Genomic DNA, 22,200 nt, shown 5'->3' with positions numbered 1-22,200 from the left:
GGGTCCAGGACAGCGCGATGGCGCCGTCTTCCCGCCGCACCGCGCGCGGATGCACGGGCGCGAGCGGCAGGGCCGGCCCCGCATCGGGCGAAACCACAAAGGCCCGCCCCGTCGCGTCCCCCGCCCCGGCAAAGCAGCGCAGGCTCCGGCTCTCGCCGATGCGATGCGCCTCGACCGGCAGCGTGGCCGCCCGCCCGTCCAGCACCATGACGCGCCGCCCCGCCGAGACCGGGCCGATAGCCGCCTCGGTGCCGTCCAGCCCCCGCAGCAACAGGCTCAGCCGATAGCGCCGGGGCGCGACCAGCTCCGCCCGCGCGAAGCCGATGACTTCCCAGGCGCCGCTGTCTGTTTCAACCGCGATGCGGTTATTGCCCGCCAGCACCTCGCCTTCGTCCAGATCGGCCAGATGGCCGGAGCCCAGTGCGATCTCCAGCGCCTGGCCGCGATGCCACACTGCCCGCGGCCCCGCCGCGAGGGGGCCAAGCGTTTCGCCCATCACCAGCGGCCGCGTCAGCTCCGCCAGCACCGCGCCGGTGCTGTCGTCCGCGATGCGGACCGCGCCGGGCCAGGGCCGGGCAAAGGCCCCGATGAGGAGGCGACTGCGCGCCGGATCGTCCGGCAGCGGCGGCAGATGCGCCGCGACCACGACAGGGGCGACCTGCGGCGCCGGCATCGCCGCCCCGCCGCGCGGCCGCTCCAACCCGGCCGCCACGGCATCGCGCCGCGGCAGGGCCGAGGCGGTAATGCGCCGCACCGCGCCATCGCGGATATCGGTGATTTCGAACGGGCCTTCCGCCAGCCCGGGCAGGTCGATGCGATCCCCCGGCTCCAGCGCGATCCGGTCCGGCGGCAGGGCCAGTTCCAGCCTGTCGCCGGCGGCGGCGCGGCGGTCCAGCAGCCTTTCGGCGGCGCGCCGCGCCCCCGCGCCGTCCAGCACCATGGGCAGCGTTTCGGCCAGCAGGTTTCCGGTTCCCGGCCGCAGGGCCGTGACATTGGCCATCAGGTAATCCCGCTCGCGATCGAAATGGGCCAGGCTCAGCCGCCCCGGCCGCTCCGCCGCATCCCCCCGCCGTCGCGCCAGCACCGGCCCGTCGGTTGCCGCCAGCGTTTCGGGGGCCAGCATGGTCGTCGGACCCGCGCCCTGGGCCCGCGCCAGCAGGACGCCATCGCGGGCCAGCAGCACCTGCCCACTTATCTCCAGCACCGGCTCGATGGCCTGGCGCGCCGTGCCCGGCCCGTTGATCACCATGCCGCCCACCAGTGGCGCGGCGGGCACGGCGTCGAGCGCGCATCCGTGATCCTCGGCGATGGCCCCGGCCAGCTCGTCGCTGGCCAATGCGCCCAGCCGACCGGTCAGCCAATGGCCATTGCCATGGTTCGGCCCATCGGCCCAGACCGCTTCCAACGCCGGAAAGCTCGGATAGGGCCGCGCATCCCAGGTCCAGCAATAGAGCCTGTCCACATCGACCATGCCCGGCGGATTCTTCGCCGGATCGTGCCAATGGCGGTGATGGGCGCGCAGGAATTGCCGCTGGATCAGCCCGTCCGGCAGACCGCTCGAAAAATAGGGCCGCCCGCCTTCGGCGCTCTTGGCATCGCCGAAAATATTGGGCTGGTTCGCGCCCTTGTCGACCGCGCCACAGCCGATTTCGTCGCACCAGGCGGCGGCGAATTGCGGCCCGCGAAACCGCTCCGGGTCGGAGGCGGTGAGGATCGTGGCCTCGACCCCGTTGGGCCAGCTCAGCCGGCTCTTGCCATGCAGCGTGGGGCGTTCCTCGTCGGGATGCACGGCCAGAATACCGCTTTCGCCCCGCACCATGATCTCGACCGCCTCGCTCATGGTCTCGCCCACCAAAGCGATGGGCGAGATGCGCTTGCGCGCCAGCCGCCGCACCCATTCGGCGCCGGCCCTGGTCTTGCCCGAGCCGCGCCCGCCCATCAAAAGCCAGGTGGTCCAGTCGCCCACCGGGGGCCTTTGCTCCCGCCTGGCCCAGCGTGGCCAGCAATAGAGCATCCTGTAGGCCATGTCGTCGCTCAGCCCTTCGACATCGGCCCGGGCCTGTTCCAGCCTAGCGTCGGGACTGGGCAAGACGCTGGGCCAGCTTGGCGCGAATATCGTTCATATCCTTGCGCGTGGCCGGCTCCACATTACGCTCCGCCGCGCCCAGCTCGATGAGCTTGTCGAGCGTCTTCACCTGTGTGGCGAGCGTATTGGTCCGCTTGTCCACGGGTTCGTCCTTGCTCATTTCCAAATCCCTGATCTGTCTTTCCAGCACTTTGAGCATCCGCGACACCAGCACGGCCTCTTTCGGCCGCCGCTCGCGCTGGCTCAGCCAGCCCTCGCATTGGCGCCGGTAGCGCAATTGCGACACGGTGATGGCGTGACGCTTGCAGATCATGCGGGCCTCATAGAGCCGCCCCTCATATTCGGCGCGAATCGTCGCCCAGTCAGGCTGCCGTTCCCGGCTCGCCGTGCCCGTTCCATCCATTTCAGCAATTCCCGAAAGTGCCGGGGCATTCCGCCCGCCGCCGACCCAATTTGTCGACCATGCCATAAACATAACCGACCAGCGTGACGGGGGGATAAATCGAGAGATTTTTTTTTGGACATTCTCCATCCGCCGGTGTCATCCCGGCGAATGACCGGGATCCATCTTGAGGCCCCCGGTCTCTTTTTGGGCCTGATCCGGACAGGGATGAACCGGCCTAGTGTCCCGGCCCGAACACCCTTTTCGCCTCCAGCGCCAGGCCCAGCCCCACGCTGCCCAGCACGTCGGTGCGCACCACCTCCGCCTCCGGAAACAGCGCCCCGAGCCGGCGCGACACCGCCGGCACCAGCGTCGAACCGCCGGTCAGGATCAGGCTATCCACCGCGTCGGCGCCGATGCCCGCGCGTCGCAGCGTTTCCCCGATGGTCGCTTCCAGCCGCGCCACCGAATCGGCCAGCGCCTCGGCCAATTGCCCCACGCTGATCGTGGTCCGGATATCCCGGTCCCGCACCGGAAAGACGAAATCGGTCTCCGTCGCGTCCGACAGCGCGATCTTGGCCGCTTCCACCGCCCCGATCAGCCGGTGCCCCAGCCTGTCCTCCACCAGCATGATCATGGTGCGCACCCGCTCCGCCTCGATCGCCTCGCGCAGGGTGGAGCGCAGGTCGCGCAGGGCCTGCGGATCGTAGAGCCGGTTGATGCGGTGCCAGGTGGACAGATCGTAATAGGGCGCCACCGGCAAATGCCTCTTGCCGTCCCGGGTGCGCGAGCCCAGCCCCAGTTCCGGCATGATCCGGCTCATGGCGAGCAGCCGGTCGAAATCGGTGCCGCCGATATGGACGCCCGCCGTCGCCAGGATATCCCCCGAGCGATCCGCCGCCCCGGCCCGCGCCGGCGAGACGCGCACCAGCGAAAAGTCCGAGGTGCCGCCGCCCAGGTCGACGATCAGCGCCAGCTTCTCCCCGCTCACCTGCCGCTCATAGTCGAGGGCGGCGGCGATGGGTTCGAACTGAAACGCGATCTCCTCGAAGCCCTGCGCCCGCACGGCCGCTTCCAATTGCCCCTGCGCCATGCGGTCGGCCTCGGCATCGTCATCCACGAATTGCACCGGCCGGCCCATCACCACCCGCGTCAGCTCCGCGCCCAGCTCGGCCTCGGCCCGCCGCTTCAATTCCCCGATATAGGTGCCGATGATCTCCCCGAACCCCAGCCGCCGCGCCTTCACCCGGGTCGTATCGGCGAAAAGTGCCGTACCCAGCACGCTTTTCAGCGACCGCATCAGCCGCCCCTCGGCCCCGGTCACATATTCGGCCAAAGCCGCCCGCCCGAAATGGACGCGATCGTCCTCGAAGCCGAAAAACAGCACGCTGGGCATGGTCGCCTGCCCATCCTCCAGCGCCAAAAGCTGCGGCTGCCCATCGGGACCGACCCGCCCCAGGGTCGAATTGGACGTGCCGAAATCGAGGCCGCAAGCCAGCGTCATGGGAAAACCGTCCGGAAAGTAGCGCGAGGGGACGGGCCTTTTAGGGAAGAAGGAACTAGATGGCAACCACGCACTGGCGTCCCGCGCTCCGGGGAGCTCCACTCATTCGCCGGGTCATTTACTTAGGGCGCGTCATTACGTGAATTTTCACGATGTCATCCCCGCGAAAGCGGGGACCTCCGTTCCCGATATAAAGGCCGCAAACAGGGGTTCCCGCTGTCGCGGGAATGACTCCGTGGGTAAGGAAAGCCCTCGTGGTGAAATGCGGAGCAAAGCACGGCCGCGACACTATTTTCACCGTCATTGCCGGGCTTGTCCCGGCAATCCATCGCGCGACGGCATGGCCCTCGGGTCAAGCCCGAGGGTGACGAGCTGCGGGTGGGGATCATGCGGCAAACACCGAACCCCACCTCCCCCTTGATGGGCTTCGAACCGGCCCGCAGGGCAAATCTCTCCAGTGGAGAGATTTGAGGTGAGAAGGCCATGAGCGCTATGCGCGAATGGCGGAGCGCAGCTTGGCCGACAGGCCCTAGCGTAGCTAGGAGGGGGTGCAGAACAGCACGGAAGACAAAATTTGAGACTCCTCCCTTGTGGCGGAGTGTTTAGTTCGGCGCCTCTTTCAGCTCCTTGATTGACGCATCCACCGCGCTGCCCTCGGGCTTGCATTGTGTCTGCCCGCAGTATTTTCTGATCCAAAGGGGGAAAGACATGGCACGGCGTCGCTCACCATTCGGATTTCGTAAACCTTCGCTGAAGAAGAGTTTTGCTGCTCGAACCTCAGCCAAGAGGATTATTCGGCATAATCTTGGCCTTAAGGCGCCGCGCGGCTGGGGCTGGCTGACCAATCCAAAGCGTGCCGCTTATAATAGAACTTATTCCCGTACTTCCTGGAGTGTATGGGGATTGTTGGCTAGCCTGTTCCGGAAAAAATAGGCCTGACATTTGGGTCTGTAGAAGCGAAACAACCTCAACAGACCTCATCCTGAGTCCGTCGAAGGACGACGTCGTGGCACTCAGGCCTCCGCTCACCCGACCTCGTGGTTCGACAGGCTCACCATGAGGTCTCATGCAGCAAGCGCTAGATCAACCCTCGGGCAAACGCCCCCTAAGCCGCCTTCTTCCGCTTTTCGGGCTTGGCGCGCAGGTCCATGACTTCGAGCCGCGCCAGGCCCCGGCGCTGGGCGCGTTTGACGGCCTGGTTGGCATTGTGCAGCACGGCGCGGTCGAAGCCGCCCTGCGGATTTGTGATGGCCAGGCCCATGCTCAGCGTCACCTGGCCGGCATGGCTTTCCCTGTTGGGCAGGTTTTCCTGGCGGATGGCCTTGGCGATGCGGCTGGCCAGGTCGCGCGCCATCAGCACCGGCATGTCCGGCAGCACCAGCACGAAGCCGGCGCGCCCCTGGCGCAGGCAGTGGATCGACGGCGCCGGCAGCAGCGGCCTGATCGTCTCCAGCAGGTGATCGAGGCTGTGCTCCACCACGTCCTTGCCATAGGCAGCGAAATATTCGGGATAGCGGTCCATTTCCATGGCCAGCACGCAGAGCGACACATGGCGCTGCGCCGACTCGGTCCAGCCCCGGCGCAATTCTTCCTCGATGCGCTGGGCGGGCCGGGATTTCTTCTCGGGATTGCCGATGGCCGATTGGCCATAGGCGGGTTCGGCAGGGTTCCGGCCGAGCACTGCGCGCACCCGGACCCAGAAGCTGTCATTGCCGCTCATGGTCACCCTGTTCATCCAGCCTGTCCTGGGCCCTGTTTGCCTCCCGCCGATCTGGCCACAGAATGGTTAACAGGAGGTAAGGCCTTGTCCCGATCAGGCGTCCTACAGATGCTCGGGCGGTTCGAATTCCGGCCAGTCCACCGCGTGCTCTTCCCAGTCCTCGGGGTCGATTTCCGTTTCGAGGAATGTCCGCCCCTTCACCGACACGCCCACATCCACCACGGTCTGCGGATCGCCTGAAACCAGCGGATGCCACCAGGCCAGTCCCTTGCCTTCCGCCAGCCGCCGATAGGCGCAGGTCGTGGGAATCCAGGGGATCTCCCGCACATTGTCCGGCGTCAGCTTGATGCAGTCGGGCACCTTTTTCTGCCTGTTGGGATAATCGGTGCAGGCGCAGCTATCGCCGTCCAGCAGCTTGCAGCGCACGTCGGAGGTGATGAGCGTGCCGCTATCCTCGTCCTCGAGCTTGATGAGGCAGCAGCGCCCGCAGCCGTCGCAGAGCGCTTCCCACTCGGACGGCGACATTTCCTCCAGCGATTTTTCTTCCCAAAAGGCCATGTTTACCCTTGGCGGTTCATGATGTTGCCGGTTTGCGCTTGCCGGACGGCAAAGGCAATCATATTCCAGCGATTGTGTTGCATTGGTCGCGTATTGGCGACAACCATGCGGCCAGGTGGCTCCGGGGATCGGCGTGCAGGATCCGTTCTATACCAGGGAAAAGAAGCGCAAATCGTCCGGCGGCATGCTGGCGGCCGATGCATGGCTGGATTCCTCGCTCTACGAATTCTGGCAGGCCCTGGGCCGGGCCTATACGCGCTACCAGGATTTCATGAACCGCTTCCATGTCAGCGGCATCAGGCGCTTCTTCGTCGAAATCCTCTCCGACGCCTTCACCTTCGGGGCCATTGGCTGCGTGCTGGTCACCGCGCTCGCCATGCCCGCCTTCGACATCATCGATCGCGGCATCCTCAACAAGGCGGAGGATTATTCGGTCGTCTTCCTCGATCGCTTCGGCAACGAGATCGGCCGGCGCGGCATCCGCTCCGACGACAGCGTCGCCCTGGACCAGATGCCGGACTATCTCATCAAGGCCACGCTCGCCACCGAGGACCGGCGCTTCTACGAGCATTTCGGCGTCGATGTCCTGGGCACCCTGCGCGCGCTGATGACCAATGCCACCGGCGATACGTCCATGCATGGCGGCTCCTCGATCACCCAGCAATTGGCCAAGCAGCTCTTCCTCTCCTCCGAGCGCACCATCGAGCGCAAGATCGTCGAGGCCTTTCTCTCGGTCTGGCTGGAATGGCATTATTCCAAGGACCAGATCCTCAAGCTCTATCTCGACCGCGCCTATATGGGCGGCGGCAATTTCGGGGTCGTGGCCGCGGCCGATTATTATTTCGGCAAGCGCATCCAGGACATTTCCCTGGCCGAAGCGGCCATGCTGTCGGGCCTCTACAAGGCGCCGGGCCGCTGGGCGCCCCATATCGATCTCGCCGCCGCGCGCGGCCGCGCCAATGTGGTGCTGACCAATCTGGTGGCCGCCGGCTTCCTCACCGAGGGCCAGGTCACCGCCGCCCGCCGCCATCCCGCCTCGCCGGTCGATCGCACGGCCGACGCCAATTCGCCGGGCTATTTCCTCGATTACGCCTTCGAGGAATCCAAGCGCCTGATCGATGAAAACAACGCGCCGGGCAATAATTTCATCGTCCGCACCACTATCGACACCACGCTGCAGGCCTATGCCGAGGAAGCGATCAATTCGGTGATCCGCGAGCAGGGCCAGCAATATCGGGTCGAGCAGGGCGCCATGGTGGTGACCGATACCGAAGGCGCCATCCGTGCCATGGTGGGCGGCACCGATTACGCCAAGAGCCAGTTCAACCGCGCCATCGTCTCCACCCGCCAGCCCGGCTCGTCCTACAAGCCCTTCGTCTATGCCGAGGCCTTCGAGCAATTGGGCCTCAAGCCCTCCGACACCATTTCGGACCGCCCGGTCTGCATCGGCGATTGGTGCCCGCAGAATTACGGCCGCTCCTATCGCGGGCAAACCACGCTGCTCAGCGCCTTCGCCGCCTCCATCAATACCGTACCGGTCACCCTCTCGATCAAGACCGGGCGCGACGCCATCGCCCAGCTCAGCTATCGCATGGGCCTGCGCCAGGAATATCCGGTCACCCGCTCGCTGGCCCTGGGCGTGGCCTCGGTCTCGGTGCTGGACATGACCTCGTCCTACGCGGTCTTCGCCAATCACGGCCTCAAGACGCAGGCCTATGGCCTCACCCGCATGACCGATCTCAACGAGAACCTCATCTGGGAACACGACGTGCATGCGGAAAAGCCCCGCGTGCTCTCCGAGCAGACCGTGGCCTATATGAACCAGATGATGCGCGCCGTGGTCACCAGCGGCACCGGCACCCGCGCCCAGATCGAGGGCGTGCCGGCCCTGGGCAAGACCGGCACCACCACCTCCTATCGCGATGCCTGGTTCGCCGGCTTCACCGGCAATTACGTCGCCGCCGTCTGGCTGGGCAATGACGATTACCGCCCCACCAACAATCTCACCGGGGGCCTGCTGCCCACCATGGCCTGGCAGAAATTCATGGCCTTCGCCCACACCAATATCGAGGTGGAGCCGGTGTTCGGCGTCGATTTCGTGCCGCCCCAGCGCATCATCGCCGATGCCGATCTCGATGCGGTGGAGGAGCTGGCGCCCGAGCGTCCGCCCAGCCTGAAACCCGCCGCCGCCCGCAAGCTGCTCGATCTCGCCACCCGTTTCGAGACCAATCTGGCCAGAAATACCGGCCTCAGCGACACCGCCAGCGCCCCGGCGGCACCCGGTGCGGTCGGGCTTTAATCGTCCTGGTCGATGGGGCGATATTCGTAGCGGCCCGCAAACGCGGCCATGCAGGTCCCGCTCTCGGTCACATCGATCCAGTTGATGTTCCAGTCGAGCCGCAGCACCAGCACGCAATCGTCCGGCCCGGCCTCGCCGGGCGGCAGGGCTCCATCCGGCCCCAGCATGAACGCGATCTGATTATCGACATGGATGTCGCGGTCCGGAATGCGCACCGAGAATTGCGCATTCTCCACATTCCCCGCCGCCCGCCGATCGGGATCGAGCAGGCCGATCGTGAACAGCCCGTCGATCTGCAAGGTGTTCCTGTCCCACAAGAAGATCGTGATCGACCGCTCCGCATCGGCGAAGAAATCCCCCACCCATTCGGACGTATCCAGGCGCGACACGATACCGTGCGGCCTCAGCTCGCCCCCGCCTGCCGGCGCCACGCTCAGCGCCAGGATCACGGGAACCATCAATGCGCGCATCGGACCACCGCCATTTTCGGGAAATCGCAGCTCCCTGCCCTGATGTGGCCCGTCCGCGCAAGCTCCCTGCCCGGCGCGCAAAACCAAAACTTGCCGGACAAGCGCCTTTCGCCGCGCCCGGCCCGTTGCTATAGCCTAGGGCGTCGCCAACGCAGCCGGTCCGGCCATCCCATGCCCCATTCGCAGAGAAGCTGATCCGTGCGTTTCGTCCTGCGCCTGCTCCTGTCGATCGCTTTGGCCCTGGCCACCGGGTTCGGCCTGTCCTATTCGGCGCTCACCGATGGCCGCCTGTTCGGCGCCACGCAATTGGGGGCCTGGACCACCTGGCCCGATATCGGCTCTCCCCTGCCCAATCCCTATACCCGCGCCCATATTGCCCGCGAGGCGGCGCTGCATCTGGGGCGCAGCGAGGGCCTGCAATTCATCGCCCGTGCCGACAGCGCCGGCGAGCCGCTCGATCTCGCCTGTTCCTACCGCCTGGATGGACGCAGCCCGGTCTCCAGCTTCTGGACCCTGGCCGCCATCGACGGCGACTGGGTCAATCTGGCCGCGCCGGGCAGCGATGCCGCCCTGCGCTCCAGCGAAATCGCCCGCGCCCCCGACGGCGCCCTCCGCATCCATGTCGGCACCGCGCTCCGGCCCGGCAATTGGCTGGAACTCACCGGCACCGGCCCCTTCAGCCTGGTGATGACGCTCTACGACACCACCGCGCTCACCGGCTTCAGCTCCGCCGACACCACCATGCCCGCCATCACCCGGGAGGCATGCCGATGATCCGCACCCTGCTCTGGCTCCTGGGCGGCCTCCTGCTGGGCGGGCTCATCCATCTCGTCACCATCCTCATGCTGCCCCTGCTCGCGGAGGACACGACCTGGACCCGCATCACCCAGCTCGAGGCGCGCAACCGCGTGGTCATCCTGCCGCCCGCGCTGCCGGGCGAGCCCAACCCGTTCCATATCGATACCGAGCTCAGCTATGGCCTCTGCCAGGTGGACCTGGCCGATGGCCCCGCCTATCTCAGCGGCATATTGCCCGACGCCTTCTGGTCGGTCGCCATCTACAACCAGGCCGGCATCGTCACCTATTCCACCACCAATCGCGACGGCATCGGGCAGAATGTCGAACTGGGCATCTTCAATGCCGACCAGACCCGCCTGCTCGCCCAGCAGCAGATCGACATCGCCGAAGGCCTGCTGGTGGTGGAATCGCGCGACGACGACCTCTTCATCCTCGTCCGCCTGGCGCCCCCCCACGAAATCATGCGCCCCCGCTTCGAGCAGGAACTCTCCAAACTCACCTGCGGCCCCCGCCCGGCCGCGTGAGGCATGGAAACGCGTTCTATAACCCACGAAACGCCCATATCGTGAGCTATGGCCAGCCCCCTGGCCGCCATCCCTGAGCGCCGCTCGCATTCTCATCTGAACCACCGGAAAGGACATGACATGGTCTTCGCCGAGGCGCTCGCCGCCGCAGTCAGCCGCTATCGCGCCGAAATCGCCGGCCCCGGCGAGCATCTTTCGCTGCTGCGCTGGCAGATGGAAGCGGGCCATGCGCTCGACCGGCGCGAGACCTTGCCCGGCCATGTTACCACCAGCGCCCTCATTGTCTCGCCCGATCATCGCCGGACGCTGCTCATCGACCACGTCACCATCGGCCGCTGGCTGCAACCGGGCGGGCATTACGAGCCGGCCGCCTTCTTCCATATCTCGGCCCTGCGCGAGGCGGTGGAGGAAACCGGCATCGCCCATGCCGCCCTGCATCCCTGGCACCGGGACAGCGACGTGCCCTTCGTCATCGACAGCCACGACGTCCCCGGCAAGCCGGCCCGCAACGAGCCGGCCCATGTCCATCACGATCTGCAATATCTCTTCATCGCCGACCCGGCCGCGCCCCTCGTCGCGCAACTGGACGAAGTCCACGCCGCCCAATGGCACGACATCGCCATGCTGGACGACATCGCCCCCAAAGCCGCGGCCAGGCTGCGCGGCGTGGTGGCGGCGAGGGGGAATGAGGGTGGCGGCCGGCATTTGCCGCATGATCCCGCCACACACCGCTCGTCACCCTCGGGCTTGACCCGAGGGCGTTCACACGATTGAGACGACGCCGTGGACGCGCGGCGGCAGGCCCTCGGGTCGAGCCCGCGGGCCGTTCGGTGTGGGCGGAGGCTGGCAAGAAAGAACCCTCGGGTCGGGCCCGAGGGTGACGATCCGGGGGTGTGGGTGGTTCAGTGATCCGCCGATGACCCCACGCTCATTCCTCCCCCTCAAGGGGGAATGAGCGTGGCGGCCGGCATTTGCCGCATGATCCCGCCACACGCCGCTCGTCACCCTCGGGCTTGACCCGAGGGCGTTCACCGGATTGAGATGACGCCGTGGGCGTGCGGCGGCAGGCCCTCGCATCAAGCCCGCGGGCAGTTCGGTGTGGGGGAAGGCTGGCAAGAAAGAACCCTCGGGTCGGGCCCGAGGGTGACGATCCGGGGGTGTGGGTGGTTCAGTGATCCGCCGATGACCCCACCCTCATTCCTCCCCTCAAAGGGGAATGAGGGTGGCGGCCGGCATTTGCCGTATGATCCCGCCACCCACCGCTCGTCACCCTCGGGCTTGACCCGAGGGCGTTCACCGGATTGCGACGACGCCGTGGGCGTGCGGCGGCAGGCCCGCGGGCCGTTCGGTATGGAGGGGATAAATCCACACTATGATCCCCGCTCCACCGCGATAAACAACTATCCCGCTTTCACAAGAACCGCCGCATGGCGCTCGCATGCAGGGCCGCGAATTCGAGCCGCCTGATCCATTGCAGCGGATCGTCGTCGCCGCTATCGGCCGCCGCGCCGAATTCCTCGATAGTCCGATAGAACAGCGCATCCGATTGCGCATAGCCGGTCCGCAATCCGGCCTGCCGCACCAGCAGCGGCCATTCGACGTCATTGGCCAGGCTGTCCACTTCGCTCCGCTCGACAATGAGCCTGGCCGCCGCCGGCGACAGGCGCCTTATGGCGAACATCAGGTCCCAATGCTTGCCGGTCAGCAGCGCATGGGCATGATTGACCAGCGCCTCGGTCTCGCGCAACCGGCGCGGCTCTGCCGCCAGGGCTCGTTCGGAGCGCCCCACCACCAGGCAATCGACATCCGGCGTCGTCGCCAGCACCGCGCGCAAATCTTCAGGGCCGAACTCCACCCAGCGCAGCATATGGTCGAAATCGGCATAGAGCACCGGCCGGCCATCGGCCGCCAGGGCCACGGCATCGCGCCGCGCCTTGCCGATAATGGCCTCCCCCGCCGCATGGATCATCACCCTGTCGCCCAGAAGCCGCGCCGCCGCGATCACCTCCGGCGTCGTGGCATCGGAAATATTGAGCGCGATGGCCGGGAAGACCTCTCGCAATGGCCCCGCCAGCCGCTCGATCGCCCCGGCCAGCCGCCCCACCGGATCGTGCAATGTCGCGCCAAGCACCACGCCGGAACTGCCCATGCCGTCCTCCCCATTTCGGCGCGAGCCTATAAGCGACAAGCGGAGCTGTCACGCGCCGGCCTCAAAGCACCAGCAATCCCCCCGCCAGCCCCAGCGCCAATACCACGCTCCAACTCGGCGCCTTCCAGGCGACCAGCGCCACGAAGCCGGCCAGGGCCAGGGCGAAATCCAGCGGGGTCAGCACCGCGCTGGTGAACACCGGGTCATAGAGCGCCGCGCCCAATAGGCCCACCACGGCGGCATTGGCGCCGCGCATGCCCGCCTGGGCCTGCGGCCAGCGCCGCAATTGCGTCCAGAACGGCAGCGCGCCGACCACCAGCAGCAGGCCGGGCAGGAAGATGGCGACGAGCGCGATGGCGGCGCCGCCGATACCATTGGGCGGGGCCAGCCCGATCGCACCGAGATAGGCGGCGAAGGTGAAGAGCGGCCCCGGCACGGCCTGCGCCGCGCCATAGCCGGCGAGAAATGCGTCCGGGGTCACCAGGCCGCGCCCCACCGTTTCCGCCTCCAATAGCGGCAGCACCACATGGCCGCCGCCGAAGACCAGCGCCCCGGCGCGATAGAAGCCGTCGAACAGCGCCAGGCCCGGCCCGGCTCCGCCGATCAGCGGCAGGCCCACCAGGAGCAGCGCGAAGAGGACCAGCGCCATTATGCCGGCGCGGCGCGGCAGCGCATGCAAATGCGATTCGGCCGCCATGGTCGGCGCGCCCCGGCACAGCCAGAGGCCCGCCAATCCACCGAGCAGGATCGCTCCCACCTGCCCCATGGCGCCGCCGGCCAGCACGACGACGAAAATGGCCAGCACGGCGATTCCCGCCCGCTCCCGGTCCGGCGTCAGGCTCCGGGCCATGCCGAACACGGCCTGGGCGACGATGGCGACGGCCACCAGTTTCAACCCATGCAGCACGCCTTGGGCAAAGCCCCCCTCCAGCGCAGCGGCGCCATAGGCGAACAGCACCAGCAGCAGGGCCGATGGCAGGGTGAAGGCGGTCCAGGCCGCCAGCGCGCCCAGCGGCCCGGCGCGCATCAGGCCGAGCGCGAAGCCGACCTGGCTGGAGGCCGGCCCGGGCAGGAACTGGCAGAGCGCCACCAGGTCCGCATAGCCCGCCTCGTCGAGCCAGCGTCGGCGAGTGACGAATTCGTCGCGGAAATAGCCCAGATGGGCGATGGGCCCGCCGAAAGAGGTCAGGCCCAGCTTGAGAAAGGCGAGAAAGACCTCACCCGCATTGCCCGCAAGTGGCCGTTCCTGTTCGCTCACGGGCATTCCTGGCTGTTATTTCTGGGGGATGACTTCGCGATCCGGCATCATGGTCTGGTAGCGTGACGGTATGGTGACGACGGCGCCGCCCCCGCCGCCGGTGAGGCCCGAGCAGAAATCGCCGCGATTGGCTCGGTCCACCCAGGGCCCGAGGCGTCGCAGGTTTTCGTCCACCGCCATGGATTGTTCATGCGGGGTTTCCACCAGCAAGTGATCCAGCGCATAGGCATAGCTCTGGTAGCGGTAGTTCAGCGCCCGCACGAACCAGTCGATATGCCAGCGATTCTCGACGAAGCGGGCCTGCGCATTGGCCGCGACGGAGGCCTCGATGCCCGGCAGCTCGGCCAAAGCGATGCGCCGCTGGCGGTCCACTTCCTCGACGGCACAGATGGCGCGGAAGGTGGTGGGCAGGGTGTCGATATCGGCCAGGATATGCCGGCCGACAGAATTGTAGCGCGTCGGCGAGGATTGGTAATGGGTGCTCCGCAGCCAGGCATAATAGCGCTCGGGGCCATAGCGGTGATCCTTGGCCGGCCCGATCCGGGTGCGCTGCAATTCGGCATTGGTGTCGAACATCCAGTCCCGGCTATGCGCGGCGACGAGGAAGCGCCAGGTGCGGTCATGCATTTCCCGCTCCTGGTCGGTCTGATTGAAGTTCGAAACCGGCTCGCCGCGATTGGCGGCGACCTTGCTGCCGATATAGGGCATGGCCCGGTCATGCAGGACGCCAGGCTGGGCCCGGCCGAAGTCGCCCACCGGCCGCGAGACGCAGGCCGCGGCGAGACCGGCCATGAGCACCAGCGCCACAAAGCGCATGCAGCCGCGCGCGGACTTATCCCCGCTTGCGTTTGCGCCGTTTGGTTTCGGCATGAGAATCAGACGGCGGCGGCGTACCGCGTTCATAACGCACCCCGGTAAAGATCAGGATCTGGGCGGAGCCGCGCGTGGTGTTCCCATCGCTGGCGGTTGTCTTCCGCCCGGCAAATTTCAGCAGCTTTCCCAAGCTGGCCTCCGTTCGAGATGCCGCTCCCCCGTCCCTAGTGGAGGCAGCGAGTAGTAAATTAGCAGTCCGACGCGTCGCCCCACGCGTTTCGCCCCATTAAGAGATCGTCAAGGTTAACAGTCTGCTAACGAATTGCCGGCAAGAGTTGTTTGGCATCGCTTGGGATGCGAAAGCGAGTCGACGGTTCCTGCACACATGCTTGGTTTTCAGCCTTACGAAACCTTCCAGCTTCTGATCGAGACGGGCGGGGTCGACCGCACCAATACCCTGCTGATCGCGGCCTGCGACGCCTATGCGCGGCGCGGCAAGCCGACAATTCCCGAAATGGAACAGTTCGAAACCCTTGCCGGCCGCCTGTTTCCGACCGCCGGGCCACAGGCCCGCGCCAAGGGCGCCGCCATCCTGGGCCGCGCCGAACTGCTCTCCCCCAAGCTCGAGCAATTGGTCATCGACAATATCGGGGAGGACCTCATCCCCTTCCTGGAGCATGCCGCCGAGCTCTCCGACCAGACCATGATCGACGTCATAGCGCGCTACGACGTTCCCGCCTGCGCCACCCTGGCCAGCCGGCCGGGCCTGTCGAATGTGGTGCTGGCCAAGCTGTTCCAGATGAATTCCCGCAAGGTTTACAGGGCCTTGGCCGCCAATACCCACATCGCGCCGCGCGGCGCCTATCTCAGCGCCCTGGCCCGTTCGGCGCAGATGGACCATCTCGTGGCCGAAGCCCTGGGCAATCGCGACGATTTCGACGCCGCCCTCTTGGCGCCGGCCTTCTTCGATCTCTCCGACAGCCACCGCCTCAAAGTCATCCACGCCTTCGCCAATCGCGAAACGCCGGCGGCGCCGATATCGCGGACCATCGAACAAATCTCGGTGGCCAGTGGCGAACTGACCAAGGCGCTGATGAAGCTGTTCTCGGAAAACCGGCGCCCGGAGGTGACCCGGCTGCTGGCCCAGATCACCGGGCTGGACGAGGTCCGCTGCGGGCAGATCGCCCACGACGTTACCGGCGCCTCGCTCTTCGTCATCCTGCGCGCCTTCGGCTCCACCGCCTATGACGGGCTCAAGGTGCTGATCCACGCCACCAGCCATGATGGCGAGCGGTCCGGCGTTCTGCCCGATTTCGCTACCCTGTTCGGCGGCGTGTCCTCGGAATCCATGGCCTATCTGATGAGCGCCTGGCGTGGCGAGGTGAACCTGCTGGAGCTCAACAAGCCGCAATATCAGCCATTTACCCAGCCCAGCCGTCGCACGCCCGGCCTGGCGCCGGCGCACAATCCGGTGGTCGAACAGGCCATTGAAGCGCTGGCCCGCATCGGCGCCCGTCGCGCCAGCTAAGAACCCGGAACGCAAAAGGCCCCGCTCGATGCGGGGCCTTTTTCACTGACTATCCCTGACCAGGTCGATACCGAGATCGCCGTCGCGGCTATCGAGGCTCAGCACCCAGAGATCGGGATCGAACTCCACTTCCCGCGCGATCCGCTCGCGGATTTTTTCCGGTTCGGCATGGTCGAAACGGCGCTGGAACACCAGCCCTGCGCCCTCCCCCCGGCTCACCATTGGCGCGGGCGTATAGAGCGAGCGCGTGCCGTCCAGATGGTCGACCTCGATAAAGACCTGGCCGGCAATGGGGTCGCCGCGCCGGGCAACGACGCACATATGGCCCAGATCGTTGTGGCGCCGCACGAAGGCCATGCACCACAGATCGCTGCGCAAGCTGGACACTTAGATCGTCGCGCCGGCCTTGAGCAGGAGATCCACCAGATCCGGCTGCACCTGCCCGGTCATCCTGTAGCGGTGGAAGCTCTCGAACTCGCGAATGGCCCTGGCCGTTTCCGGTCCCGGCTTGCCGTCCACCGGCGCATGGAAAAAGCCGAGGCTGGCCAGGCCGCGTTGGATTTGCGTCACCAGTTCAGTGTCATTGGCCGGCGGTGTCCGCGCGGCCCGCACATTGGTGGCGGCCGGCTGCGGGGCCGGAGCGATCTCGGCAACCGGCGCCGGCATGGGCTGGGTGCTCGCGGTCAGGTTCGATGCCGGAACTGGCGGATTGGCCATGGCGGGAGCCGGCGACGGCGCTCGCGTGTCCACGGCGGCAATGATGGAATCGATAGTATTGGCGGCCGATTGGGCCACGCTGTCGAAGGCCTGCTCGGCGGGCGACAATGCCGGCAGGCGCGCCACCACCTGGTCCTGCTGCGGTGCGCTCGAGGCCGTCTGCACCGGCGCTGGCTGCGGTTGGGGCGCGGGCGCGGTCACGACCGCCTGCGGTTGCGGCTGCGCCGCCGGTTGCCTAGCCGCCGGCGGCTGGGCGACGCGACCCGTCGAATCGGATGCCAGGATGGCCTCCATCACAGCGGCATTGGTGCTGCCGGTCGGCGTCATGCCATTGCGCTGCTCGAAGGCCCGAATCGCCTCGGCGGTCTTGGGGCCGTAATAGCCGTCGATCGTGCCATTGAAGAGATTGAGCTCGAACAGCTTCTTCTGGACGGCAAACATCTGCGCATTGCCCACCGGCGCGTCGGGCACCACCACGTTGGTGGCAACGCTGCCCGTGGTCTCCTCGACCACGGCGGGGGCGATGGCCGTCTGCGGCGCCGGAATCTCCGGCAAGGCCATCTCGGGCCTTTCGACGACCGGCGTGGGCAGCGCGGCGATGCTGTTGGCGGCCGGGGCGAAAAAGGGCGAGGGATGCTCGGTCGTCTGGAAATACAGGGCATTGCTGCCCGCCAGGGCCGTCAATGTCACCAGGGCGAGCAGCCCCGTGGAGGCGAGCGGCGCTCGCATATAGCGCGATAAGGTCCATTGGCCCGCCCGGCCGATCGAGCCAAGCAGGGCGCCGCTGGCCATCAGCAGCGGCTGGGAGAGGGTCGCAGCATTCATTGCGCTTTTCTTTTTTCGTTTTGCCATGAAGGAGGATTGGCGCTGGCCAGAGGCTCTCGGTGCAGGTGAACGATGTCGGCAGTTTCGCCGGCTTTGGTTGCTGGACCGTTTATAGGCAGCAGAACAGTGATGGTTGTCCCCGCTCCAATCTCCGACATCGCCCGCAAAGTGCCGCCATGCAGCTCCACCAGACCCTTGACGATGGAAAGACCGAGCCCCGTCCCTTCATATTTGCGGGCCAGGCCTTCCTGCACCTGGAAGAAGGGTTCGCCGATTCGGGCCAAAGCCGCCGGCGCCATGCCGATGCCCTGGTCGCGGACCGACAGATTGATCGACTGTCCCTGGCGCTTGATCGCCACACTCACCAGTCCGCCTTCATGGCTGAACTTGATGGCGTTGGAGAGCAGGTTGATCAGGATTTGCCGGCAAAGCCGTTCGTCAGCGGTCAGGAGGGGCAGATCGGCCTCGACCTCCGCGACGAGTTCGACCTGGCGCTCCGCCGCCATGGTTTCCACCATGGCGAGGCACGAGGGCACGATTTCGCCCGGCGCCATCGGGGCCGCCAGCACATCGAACTTGCCCGCTTCGATGCGCGACATATCCAAAAGCATGCTGACCACTTCCAGCAGATGCTTGCCGCTCTGGTGGATGAGGCCCGCATATTCCTTCTGCGTTGGCGACAATTCCCCGCCGATGCCGCTGGTCATCATCTCCGAAAAGCCGACAACCGCATTGAGCGGGGTGCGCAATTCGTGGCCGATCGTGGCCAGGAAGCGGGACTTGGCCTGCGAGGCTTCCTCGGCCGCGCGCCGTGCTTCGGCCATGGCGGTCTCGGCATCCTTGCGGCCGGTAATGTCGCGCAGCAGCGCGATCACTTCATAACGTCCGTCCGGCGCGATTTCGTCCAGGATCGGGGAGAGCTGCATCTCGACCCAGACGAAGCGCGGCACGCTGGTGGCAGCATGCGGATTGTCCTGGCGCATGCGGATTTCGATGGTCCGGCTGCGGCCGCCCTTATTGGCATCGGCAAAGGCCGTCATGAAGGCGGGCCGGTCCAGCACGTGCAGCCGGCCGCTCAGGTTCCCGCCCGATAAATGATAGCGGGGGCAACCGAACAAGGCTTCGGACGAGCGCGAGGCCAGCAGAATCGCACCATCGGCGCTGAAGCGCAGCACGGCGTCCTGCACATGTTCGACCAGGTGCCGGTAAGCGCTGAGCTGGGCCTTGTCATGAACCTCATATGCCGCGCTGATTCGATGCGCGCTATGCGCCACGATGGCAAAGGCGGCCAGGAAGCCGAACGCCGACGCGAAAAGCATCGACGGTTCCGCCATCGGCACCGGGGCCATGCCGACGATGCTGGCAATCGCGCCCAGCGTCAGGATGGCGGCGAGGCCGATCCAGCTTGCCCGCCGCTGCGCCGGCTTGGCGATCAATGCCGCCAGCACCGGGCCCATCAGCGCCACGGCCATGCCGGCATCACCAAAATGCGGATCGGTTATCGTCAGGACCAGGCCGGCGGCAATCAGCGTGGCAACCTGTCCGGCGGTGGCGCTGCCGAAGAACCCGCGCTGATGCATGGAAAGGCTGATCATGCCACCGGCCAGCAGCAGGCATGCCAGAATGAAGGGCAGAGCCGCACCGGTCATGAGCATGTACATGGAAGGCAGCAGCGCAAGGCCCGCCAGGGCGATCAGCAGACGCGCATTATTGGCGATGGTCTTGCGGCGCAGCATTTCAGGACGGTTCCCGACCCCGACAGACGCCGGGTCGTTCCCCTTGCTGGCTCCGAACACCTTGAGGCTACGCATCCACTAAACTCACTATAACGACGCCTTTTTGCGGAGCTTCTGCTCCTGGCGCAGCCCTTCCCCGAGCCGCCCGCCCGAATTCATCCGGGTCATGCAGGCACGTTCGCGCGCCAACATCTAAGACAGGTTTAAGCCGGCGCCTTGGGGCGGCCCGTTCTGCGGGCTTTCGAAAGTTAGCGTAAACAAGGGGTTGCACAGGCCCGGAAAGCTGCGTCGCATTTGTTTCAAATTTTATCGAAATGTCGCAGCAGGGTTTAAACGTCGCCCGCTAGGTTGAGGACAACAGGCGGGAATGGCCCGCTCATTGGGTGGACGATGTTTCTCTTGCGCTCCGCATTCTGGCTGACAATCGCGTTCCTGGTCATCCGACCGGGTATGGATGTGCAGGAAAGTGCCGCCGCCCTCTCCTCCGAGGCCATGGCGCGCGGCAGCCAGTTTGTCGCGCAGCAGATCGACGCCATCGAATGCGACAATCTCACCTGCATCGGCGGCAAGGCCGTGGTCAGCGCCGCCCTCCAGTCTAGCCTGCCCGCCGTCCATCCCATGCAAATGCTTGCGGCGGATAATCCGGTTCCTCTCCCCCGACCTCGGCCGGATCGCGCAGGCTAGCCACAGCGCCGTTCCGGCGCCAATTCATACTCCGGGGGTCGTCACTTCCCCAAGCGACGCTACTCCATAGGCCCCTGGCTCCTGCCGCAAGCACCGCCCTGTGCTTGCGGCTTTCTTTTGCCGATCGGGGCTCTGGCAAAGCGCTCCTTCATGGCCTAGATAGGGCCAATGACCCAGCCGCAGCCCTTCCAGGATATTGCCGACAACCTCGCCTTTCTCGACGATTGGGAGGATCGCTACCGTTATCTGATCGAACTCGGCCAGGCGCTGCCCAAGCTCGCCGAGACCGAGCGCGCGGCCGAAAACAAGGTGAATGGCTGCGTCTCCCAGGTCTGGCTCGTCGCGGAGCCGGAAACGATCCAGGGTGCGCCGGGCCTCAAATTCCGGGGCGAAAGCGATGCCATGATCGTGCAGGGCCTGGTCGCTGTGCTGCTGGCGCTTTATTCGGACCGCCCCGCCCGCGAGATCGCCGACACCGACGCCATCGCGCTCTTCGATGAACTGGGCCTGCGGGAACATCTGACCACGCAACGCTCCAACGGCCTGGTGGCCATGGTCAACCGCATCCGCAACGAAGCCCGCGCCGCGCTGAGCTGAACCTTATTCGGTCGGCTCGGCGAACATGGGCGGCCGCTCGGGCAGCCAGTTGCGCGTCGCGCTGGCCGCCCTGCCCTCGGCTTTTTCGCCCAGCCCCATGATGGATGTCAGCTGGTCCAGCCCGATGCGCAGCACCAGCTTGGCGCTGCGGCGCGGCCAATTGCGTTCCGTTTCGATCTGCTGAAGCCCTTTGTCGAAGCCGCAGACATCGGTGAGCATGTTCCAGCAGTCGCGCGGCATCCGGCGCGCCAGCCCATCGAGCACGCGCCGCGCCTGGATGGCGCTGTCGGCGAGATCGCCCTGCCGGGGCCGGTCTCGTCCGCCGCCGGCGCGCGCCGGATCGTAGGACATGGTCACCCGTTGCATCATGCGGGCCCGGTCGAACAGACGCGCCAGCCGCCGCGCCGCCTCCACGTGATGCGCCGCAAGAAACCGCTCGCCCCCGCCCCCCACGGCCAAGCGCATCACCGCCTCAGGGGCGATTTCACCCTTCTGCATTGCCGCTTCACTCATGGTGAAGCGCCTCCGCCCGCTCGAGCAAGGCTTCGAGATGGCAGACTTCCGCGTCGAAATGAGGATCGTCGCGCATATCCTCGATGAGCCCACAGGCGTAGGAGACTGTTGTCCTATCCCGCCCGAAGGCCAGCCCGATGGCGGTGAAGCTCTGCTGCAGGATGACATGGGTGAGATACATGGCGAGTTGCCGGGCCAGTGCCACATCGGCGTGGCAACGGGAATTGTTGAACAGCAGGGATTTTTGGATATTCTTGGTGCTGGCGACAAGATGGGCCACACGCTGGGCCGGCGCAGCGCGGCGCCTGGCAAGCCTTGTGGAAGATGCCGAGACAAAACCGATATCCATGGCGGGACTCCGATCAGAATAGGACTATATTCCTACAATCTGTGCGAAGGCCACCCACCCGGGGATAAGTTGCTGTCGATTTTCAGAGGCCGTAAAAAATAAGGCCGCCCTGTGGGGCGGCCTTCATGGTCTCGACGCTGGTTTTCAGGCGGTTCAGCCGGCCTTGCGGCCCAGGCCATTATCCTTGGCCAGCTTGGAACGGGTCGCCGAATAGCTCGGGGCCACCATCGGGTAATCGGCCGGCAGGCCCCACTTCTCGCGATATTCTTCCGGCGAGAGGTTGTAATGGGTGCGCAGGTGACGCTTGAGCGACTTGAACTTCTTCCCGTCTTCCAGGCAGATGATGTAGTCGGGCGCGATCGACTTGCGGATGGGCACGGCGGGCTTCAGCTCTTCCACCGGCGCGGGCGTTTCGTTGTTCTTGAGGCCGCGCAGCGCGCTATGCACATCGGCAATCAACCGGGGCAGATCACCGGGACTGACAGCGTTGTGGCTGACATAGGCAGAGACTATTTCAGTGCTGAGTTCGACCAGATCGGCCTCAGCATTTACGAACGCGCCGGTATCGTCGTTCATTTTTTCAACCTTCCAAATTTTTCTTGATGACAGAAGCAGGGGGCAGCTTCCGCACGCCTCGTTTACTATGGCCGTTTATAGCCACATGCAAGCCGATACTGATCATCCGAAAAA

The 22,200-nt window shown here is 65.9% G+C and carries 23 protein-coding genes; 7 read left to right on the top strand and 16 right to left on the bottom strand.

The genetic code is table 11. The features are described from left to right. From A3840_RS12300 to A3840_RS12280, 5 genes are all read right to left on the bottom strand, one after another. Positions 1-2,089 (bottom strand): GTA baseplate fiber-binding domain-containing protein (locus A3840_RS12300; RefSeq protein ID WP_067457010.1); only part of this gene is annotated, 2,089 nt, incomplete at its 3' end. Next, a complete protein-coding gene (locus tag A3840_RS12295) occupies positions 2,070-2,489 on the bottom strand; it encodes a hypothetical protein (RefSeq protein WP_067457007.1) in 420 nt (139 codons plus the stop codon). The genes A3840_RS12300 and A3840_RS12295, both read right to left, overlap by 20 nt. A gap of 217 nt (positions 2,490-2,706) precedes the next feature. Then, positions 2,707-3,972 carry an Hsp70 family protein gene (locus A3840_RS12290; protein ID WP_067457005.1) on the bottom strand — a complete coding sequence of 422 codons (1,266 nt, stop codon included), beginning with the start codon at positions 3,970-3,972 and terminating at the stop codon, positions 2,707-2,709. 1,105 nt (positions 3,973-5,077) lie between these two features. Next, positions 5,078-5,707, bottom strand: a complete 630-nt coding sequence (locus tag A3840_RS12285; RefSeq protein ID WP_067457002.1) for a diguanylate cyclase domain-containing protein — start codon at positions 5,705-5,707, stop codon at positions 5,078-5,080. An 87-nt stretch (positions 5,708-5,794) separates the two neighbouring features. Next, positions 5,795-6,250: a YcgN family cysteine cluster protein gene (locus tag A3840_RS12280; protein ID WP_067456999.1), complete on the bottom strand. Its 456-nt coding sequence runs from the start codon at positions 6,248-6,250 to the stop codon at positions 5,795-5,797. A 133-nt stretch (positions 6,251-6,383) separates the two neighbouring features. Between A3840_RS12280 and A3840_RS12275 the strand changes: the two genes are divergently transcribed. Further along, complete coding sequence (locus A3840_RS12275) at positions 6,384-8,549, top strand: transglycosylase domain-containing protein (protein WP_067457043.1); 2,166 nt, start codon at positions 6,384-6,386, stop codon at positions 8,547-8,549. On the opposite strand, the gene A3840_RS12270 is transcribed toward A3840_RS12275, so the two are convergent. After that, positions 8,546-9,019, bottom strand: a complete 474-nt coding sequence (locus A3840_RS12270; protein WP_067456995.1) for a hypothetical protein — start codon at positions 9,017-9,019, stop codon at positions 8,546-8,548. The genes A3840_RS12275 and A3840_RS12270 overlap by 4 nt on opposite strands. Before the next feature lie 198 nt (positions 9,020-9,217). Here A3840_RS12270 and A3840_RS12265 point away from each other — a divergent pair, with 198 nt between their 5' ends. The 3 genes from A3840_RS12265 (at position 9,218) to A3840_RS12255 (ending at position 11,115) form a co-directional block, all read left to right on the top strand. Next, entirely contained in the window at positions 9,218-9,793 is a 576-nt protein-coding gene (locus A3840_RS12265) for a DUF1214 domain-containing protein (RefSeq protein WP_067456992.1), read from the top strand. Next, entirely contained in the window at positions 9,790-10,341 is a 552-nt protein-coding gene (locus A3840_RS12260; protein ID WP_067456989.1) for a DUF1254 domain-containing protein, read from the top strand. The genes A3840_RS12265 and A3840_RS12260 overlap by 4 nt, the downstream gene beginning before the upstream one ends. Positions 10,342-10,461: 120 nt before the next feature. Further along, positions 10,462-11,115: an NUDIX hydrolase gene (locus tag A3840_RS12255; RefSeq protein ID WP_067456986.1), complete on the top strand. Its 654-nt coding sequence runs from the start codon at positions 10,462-10,464 to the stop codon at positions 11,113-11,115. A gap of 637 nt (positions 11,116-11,752) precedes the next feature. On the opposite strand, the gene A3840_RS12250 is transcribed toward A3840_RS12255, so the two are convergent. The 4 genes from A3840_RS12250 to A3840_RS19720 all read right to left on the bottom strand — a co-directional run bounded on the left by A3840_RS12250 (position 11,753) and on the right by A3840_RS19720 (position 14,751). Then, positions 11,753-12,490 carry a hypothetical protein gene (locus tag A3840_RS12250; protein WP_067456983.1) on the bottom strand — a complete coding sequence of 246 codons (738 nt, stop codon included), beginning with the start codon at positions 12,488-12,490 and terminating at the stop codon, positions 11,753-11,755. Positions 12,491-12,551: 61 nt separating this feature from the next. Beyond that, positions 12,552-13,754 carry a chromate efflux transporter gene (gene chrA, locus A3840_RS12245; RefSeq protein WP_067456980.1) on the bottom strand — a complete coding sequence of 401 codons (1,203 nt, stop codon included), beginning with the start codon at positions 13,752-13,754 and terminating at the stop codon, positions 12,552-12,554. Positions 13,755-13,763: 9 nt separating this feature from the next. After that, complete coding sequence (locus A3840_RS12240; RefSeq protein ID WP_067456977.1) at positions 13,764-14,564, bottom strand: hypothetical protein; 801 nt, start codon at positions 14,562-14,564, stop codon at positions 13,764-13,766. Positions 14,565-14,580: 16 nt separating this feature from the next. After that, positions 14,581-14,751: a hypothetical protein gene (locus A3840_RS19720; protein ID WP_165603175.1), complete on the bottom strand. Its 171-nt coding sequence runs from the start codon at positions 14,749-14,751 to the stop codon at positions 14,581-14,583. Positions 14,752-14,946: 195 nt separating this feature from the next. On the opposite strand from A3840_RS19720, the gene A3840_RS12235 reads away from it, so the two are divergent. Continuing rightward, positions 14,947-16,089, top strand: coding sequence for a DUF2336 domain-containing protein (locus A3840_RS12235; RefSeq protein ID WP_067456974.1), 1,143 nt, complete (start codon positions 14,947-14,949; stop codon positions 16,087-16,089). 42 nt (positions 16,090-16,131) lie between these two features. Here the strand turns inward: A3840_RS12235 and A3840_RS12230 are convergent, their stop codons facing one another. The 3 genes from A3840_RS12230 to A3840_RS12220 are packed head-to-tail and all read right to left on the bottom strand — an operon-like array spanning position 16,132 to position 19,367. Next, positions 16,132-16,476 carry a DUF1491 family protein gene (locus A3840_RS12230; RefSeq protein WP_131798312.1) on the bottom strand — a complete coding sequence of 115 codons (345 nt, stop codon included), beginning with the start codon at positions 16,474-16,476 and terminating at the stop codon, positions 16,132-16,134. Next, positions 16,477-17,631, bottom strand: a complete 1,155-nt coding sequence (locus tag A3840_RS12225) for a peptidoglycan-binding domain-containing protein (protein WP_067456968.1) — start codon at positions 17,629-17,631, stop codon at positions 16,477-16,479. Further along, a complete protein-coding gene (locus A3840_RS12220; RefSeq protein WP_067456965.1) occupies positions 17,628-19,367 on the bottom strand; it encodes an ATP-binding protein in 1,740 nt (579 codons plus the stop codon). Before A3840_RS12220 ends, A3840_RS12225 begins: the two co-directional genes overlap by 4 nt. Before the next feature lie 390 nt (positions 19,368-19,757). Here A3840_RS12220 and A3840_RS12215 point away from each other — a divergent pair, with 390 nt between their 5' ends. Continuing rightward, positions 19,758-20,051, top strand: coding sequence for a hypothetical protein (locus A3840_RS12215; protein WP_067456962.1), 294 nt, complete (start codon positions 19,758-19,760; stop codon positions 20,049-20,051). 168 nt (positions 20,052-20,219) lie between these two features. Beyond that, positions 20,220-20,648: a SufE family protein gene (locus A3840_RS12210; protein WP_067456959.1), complete on the top strand. Its 429-nt coding sequence runs from the start codon at positions 20,220-20,222 to the stop codon at positions 20,646-20,648. 3 nt (positions 20,649-20,651) lie between these two features. On the opposite strand, the gene A3840_RS12205 is transcribed toward A3840_RS12210, so the two are convergent. The 3 genes from A3840_RS12205 to A3840_RS12195 all read right to left on the bottom strand — a co-directional run bounded on the left by A3840_RS12205 (position 20,652) and on the right by A3840_RS12195 (position 22,086). Further along, on the bottom strand, positions 20,652-21,161 hold the full coding sequence (locus A3840_RS12205) for a DUF6456 domain-containing protein (RefSeq protein WP_131798310.1): 510 nt from the start codon (positions 21,159-21,161) through the stop codon (positions 20,652-20,654). Then, a complete protein-coding gene (locus A3840_RS12200; protein ID WP_067456954.1) occupies positions 21,154-21,510 on the bottom strand; it encodes a helix-turn-helix domain-containing protein in 357 nt (118 codons plus the stop codon). The genes A3840_RS12205 and A3840_RS12200 overlap by 8 nt, the downstream gene beginning before the upstream one ends. 153 nt (positions 21,511-21,663) lie before the next feature. After that, positions 21,664-22,086, bottom strand: coding sequence for a Ros/MucR family transcriptional regulator (locus A3840_RS12195; RefSeq protein WP_067456951.1), 423 nt, complete (start codon positions 22,084-22,086; stop codon positions 21,664-21,666). Positions 22,087-22,200 lie beyond the last annotated feature (114 nt).

Origin of the sequence: Devosia elaeis, assembly GCF_001650025.1 — a bacterium.
GTDB lineage: Bacteria > Pseudomonadota > Alphaproteobacteria > Rhizobiales > Devosiaceae > Devosia > Devosia elaeis.
Note: the sequence above shows the minus strand (reverse complement) of the source record. Positions and strands in the feature narration are given on the sequence as shown.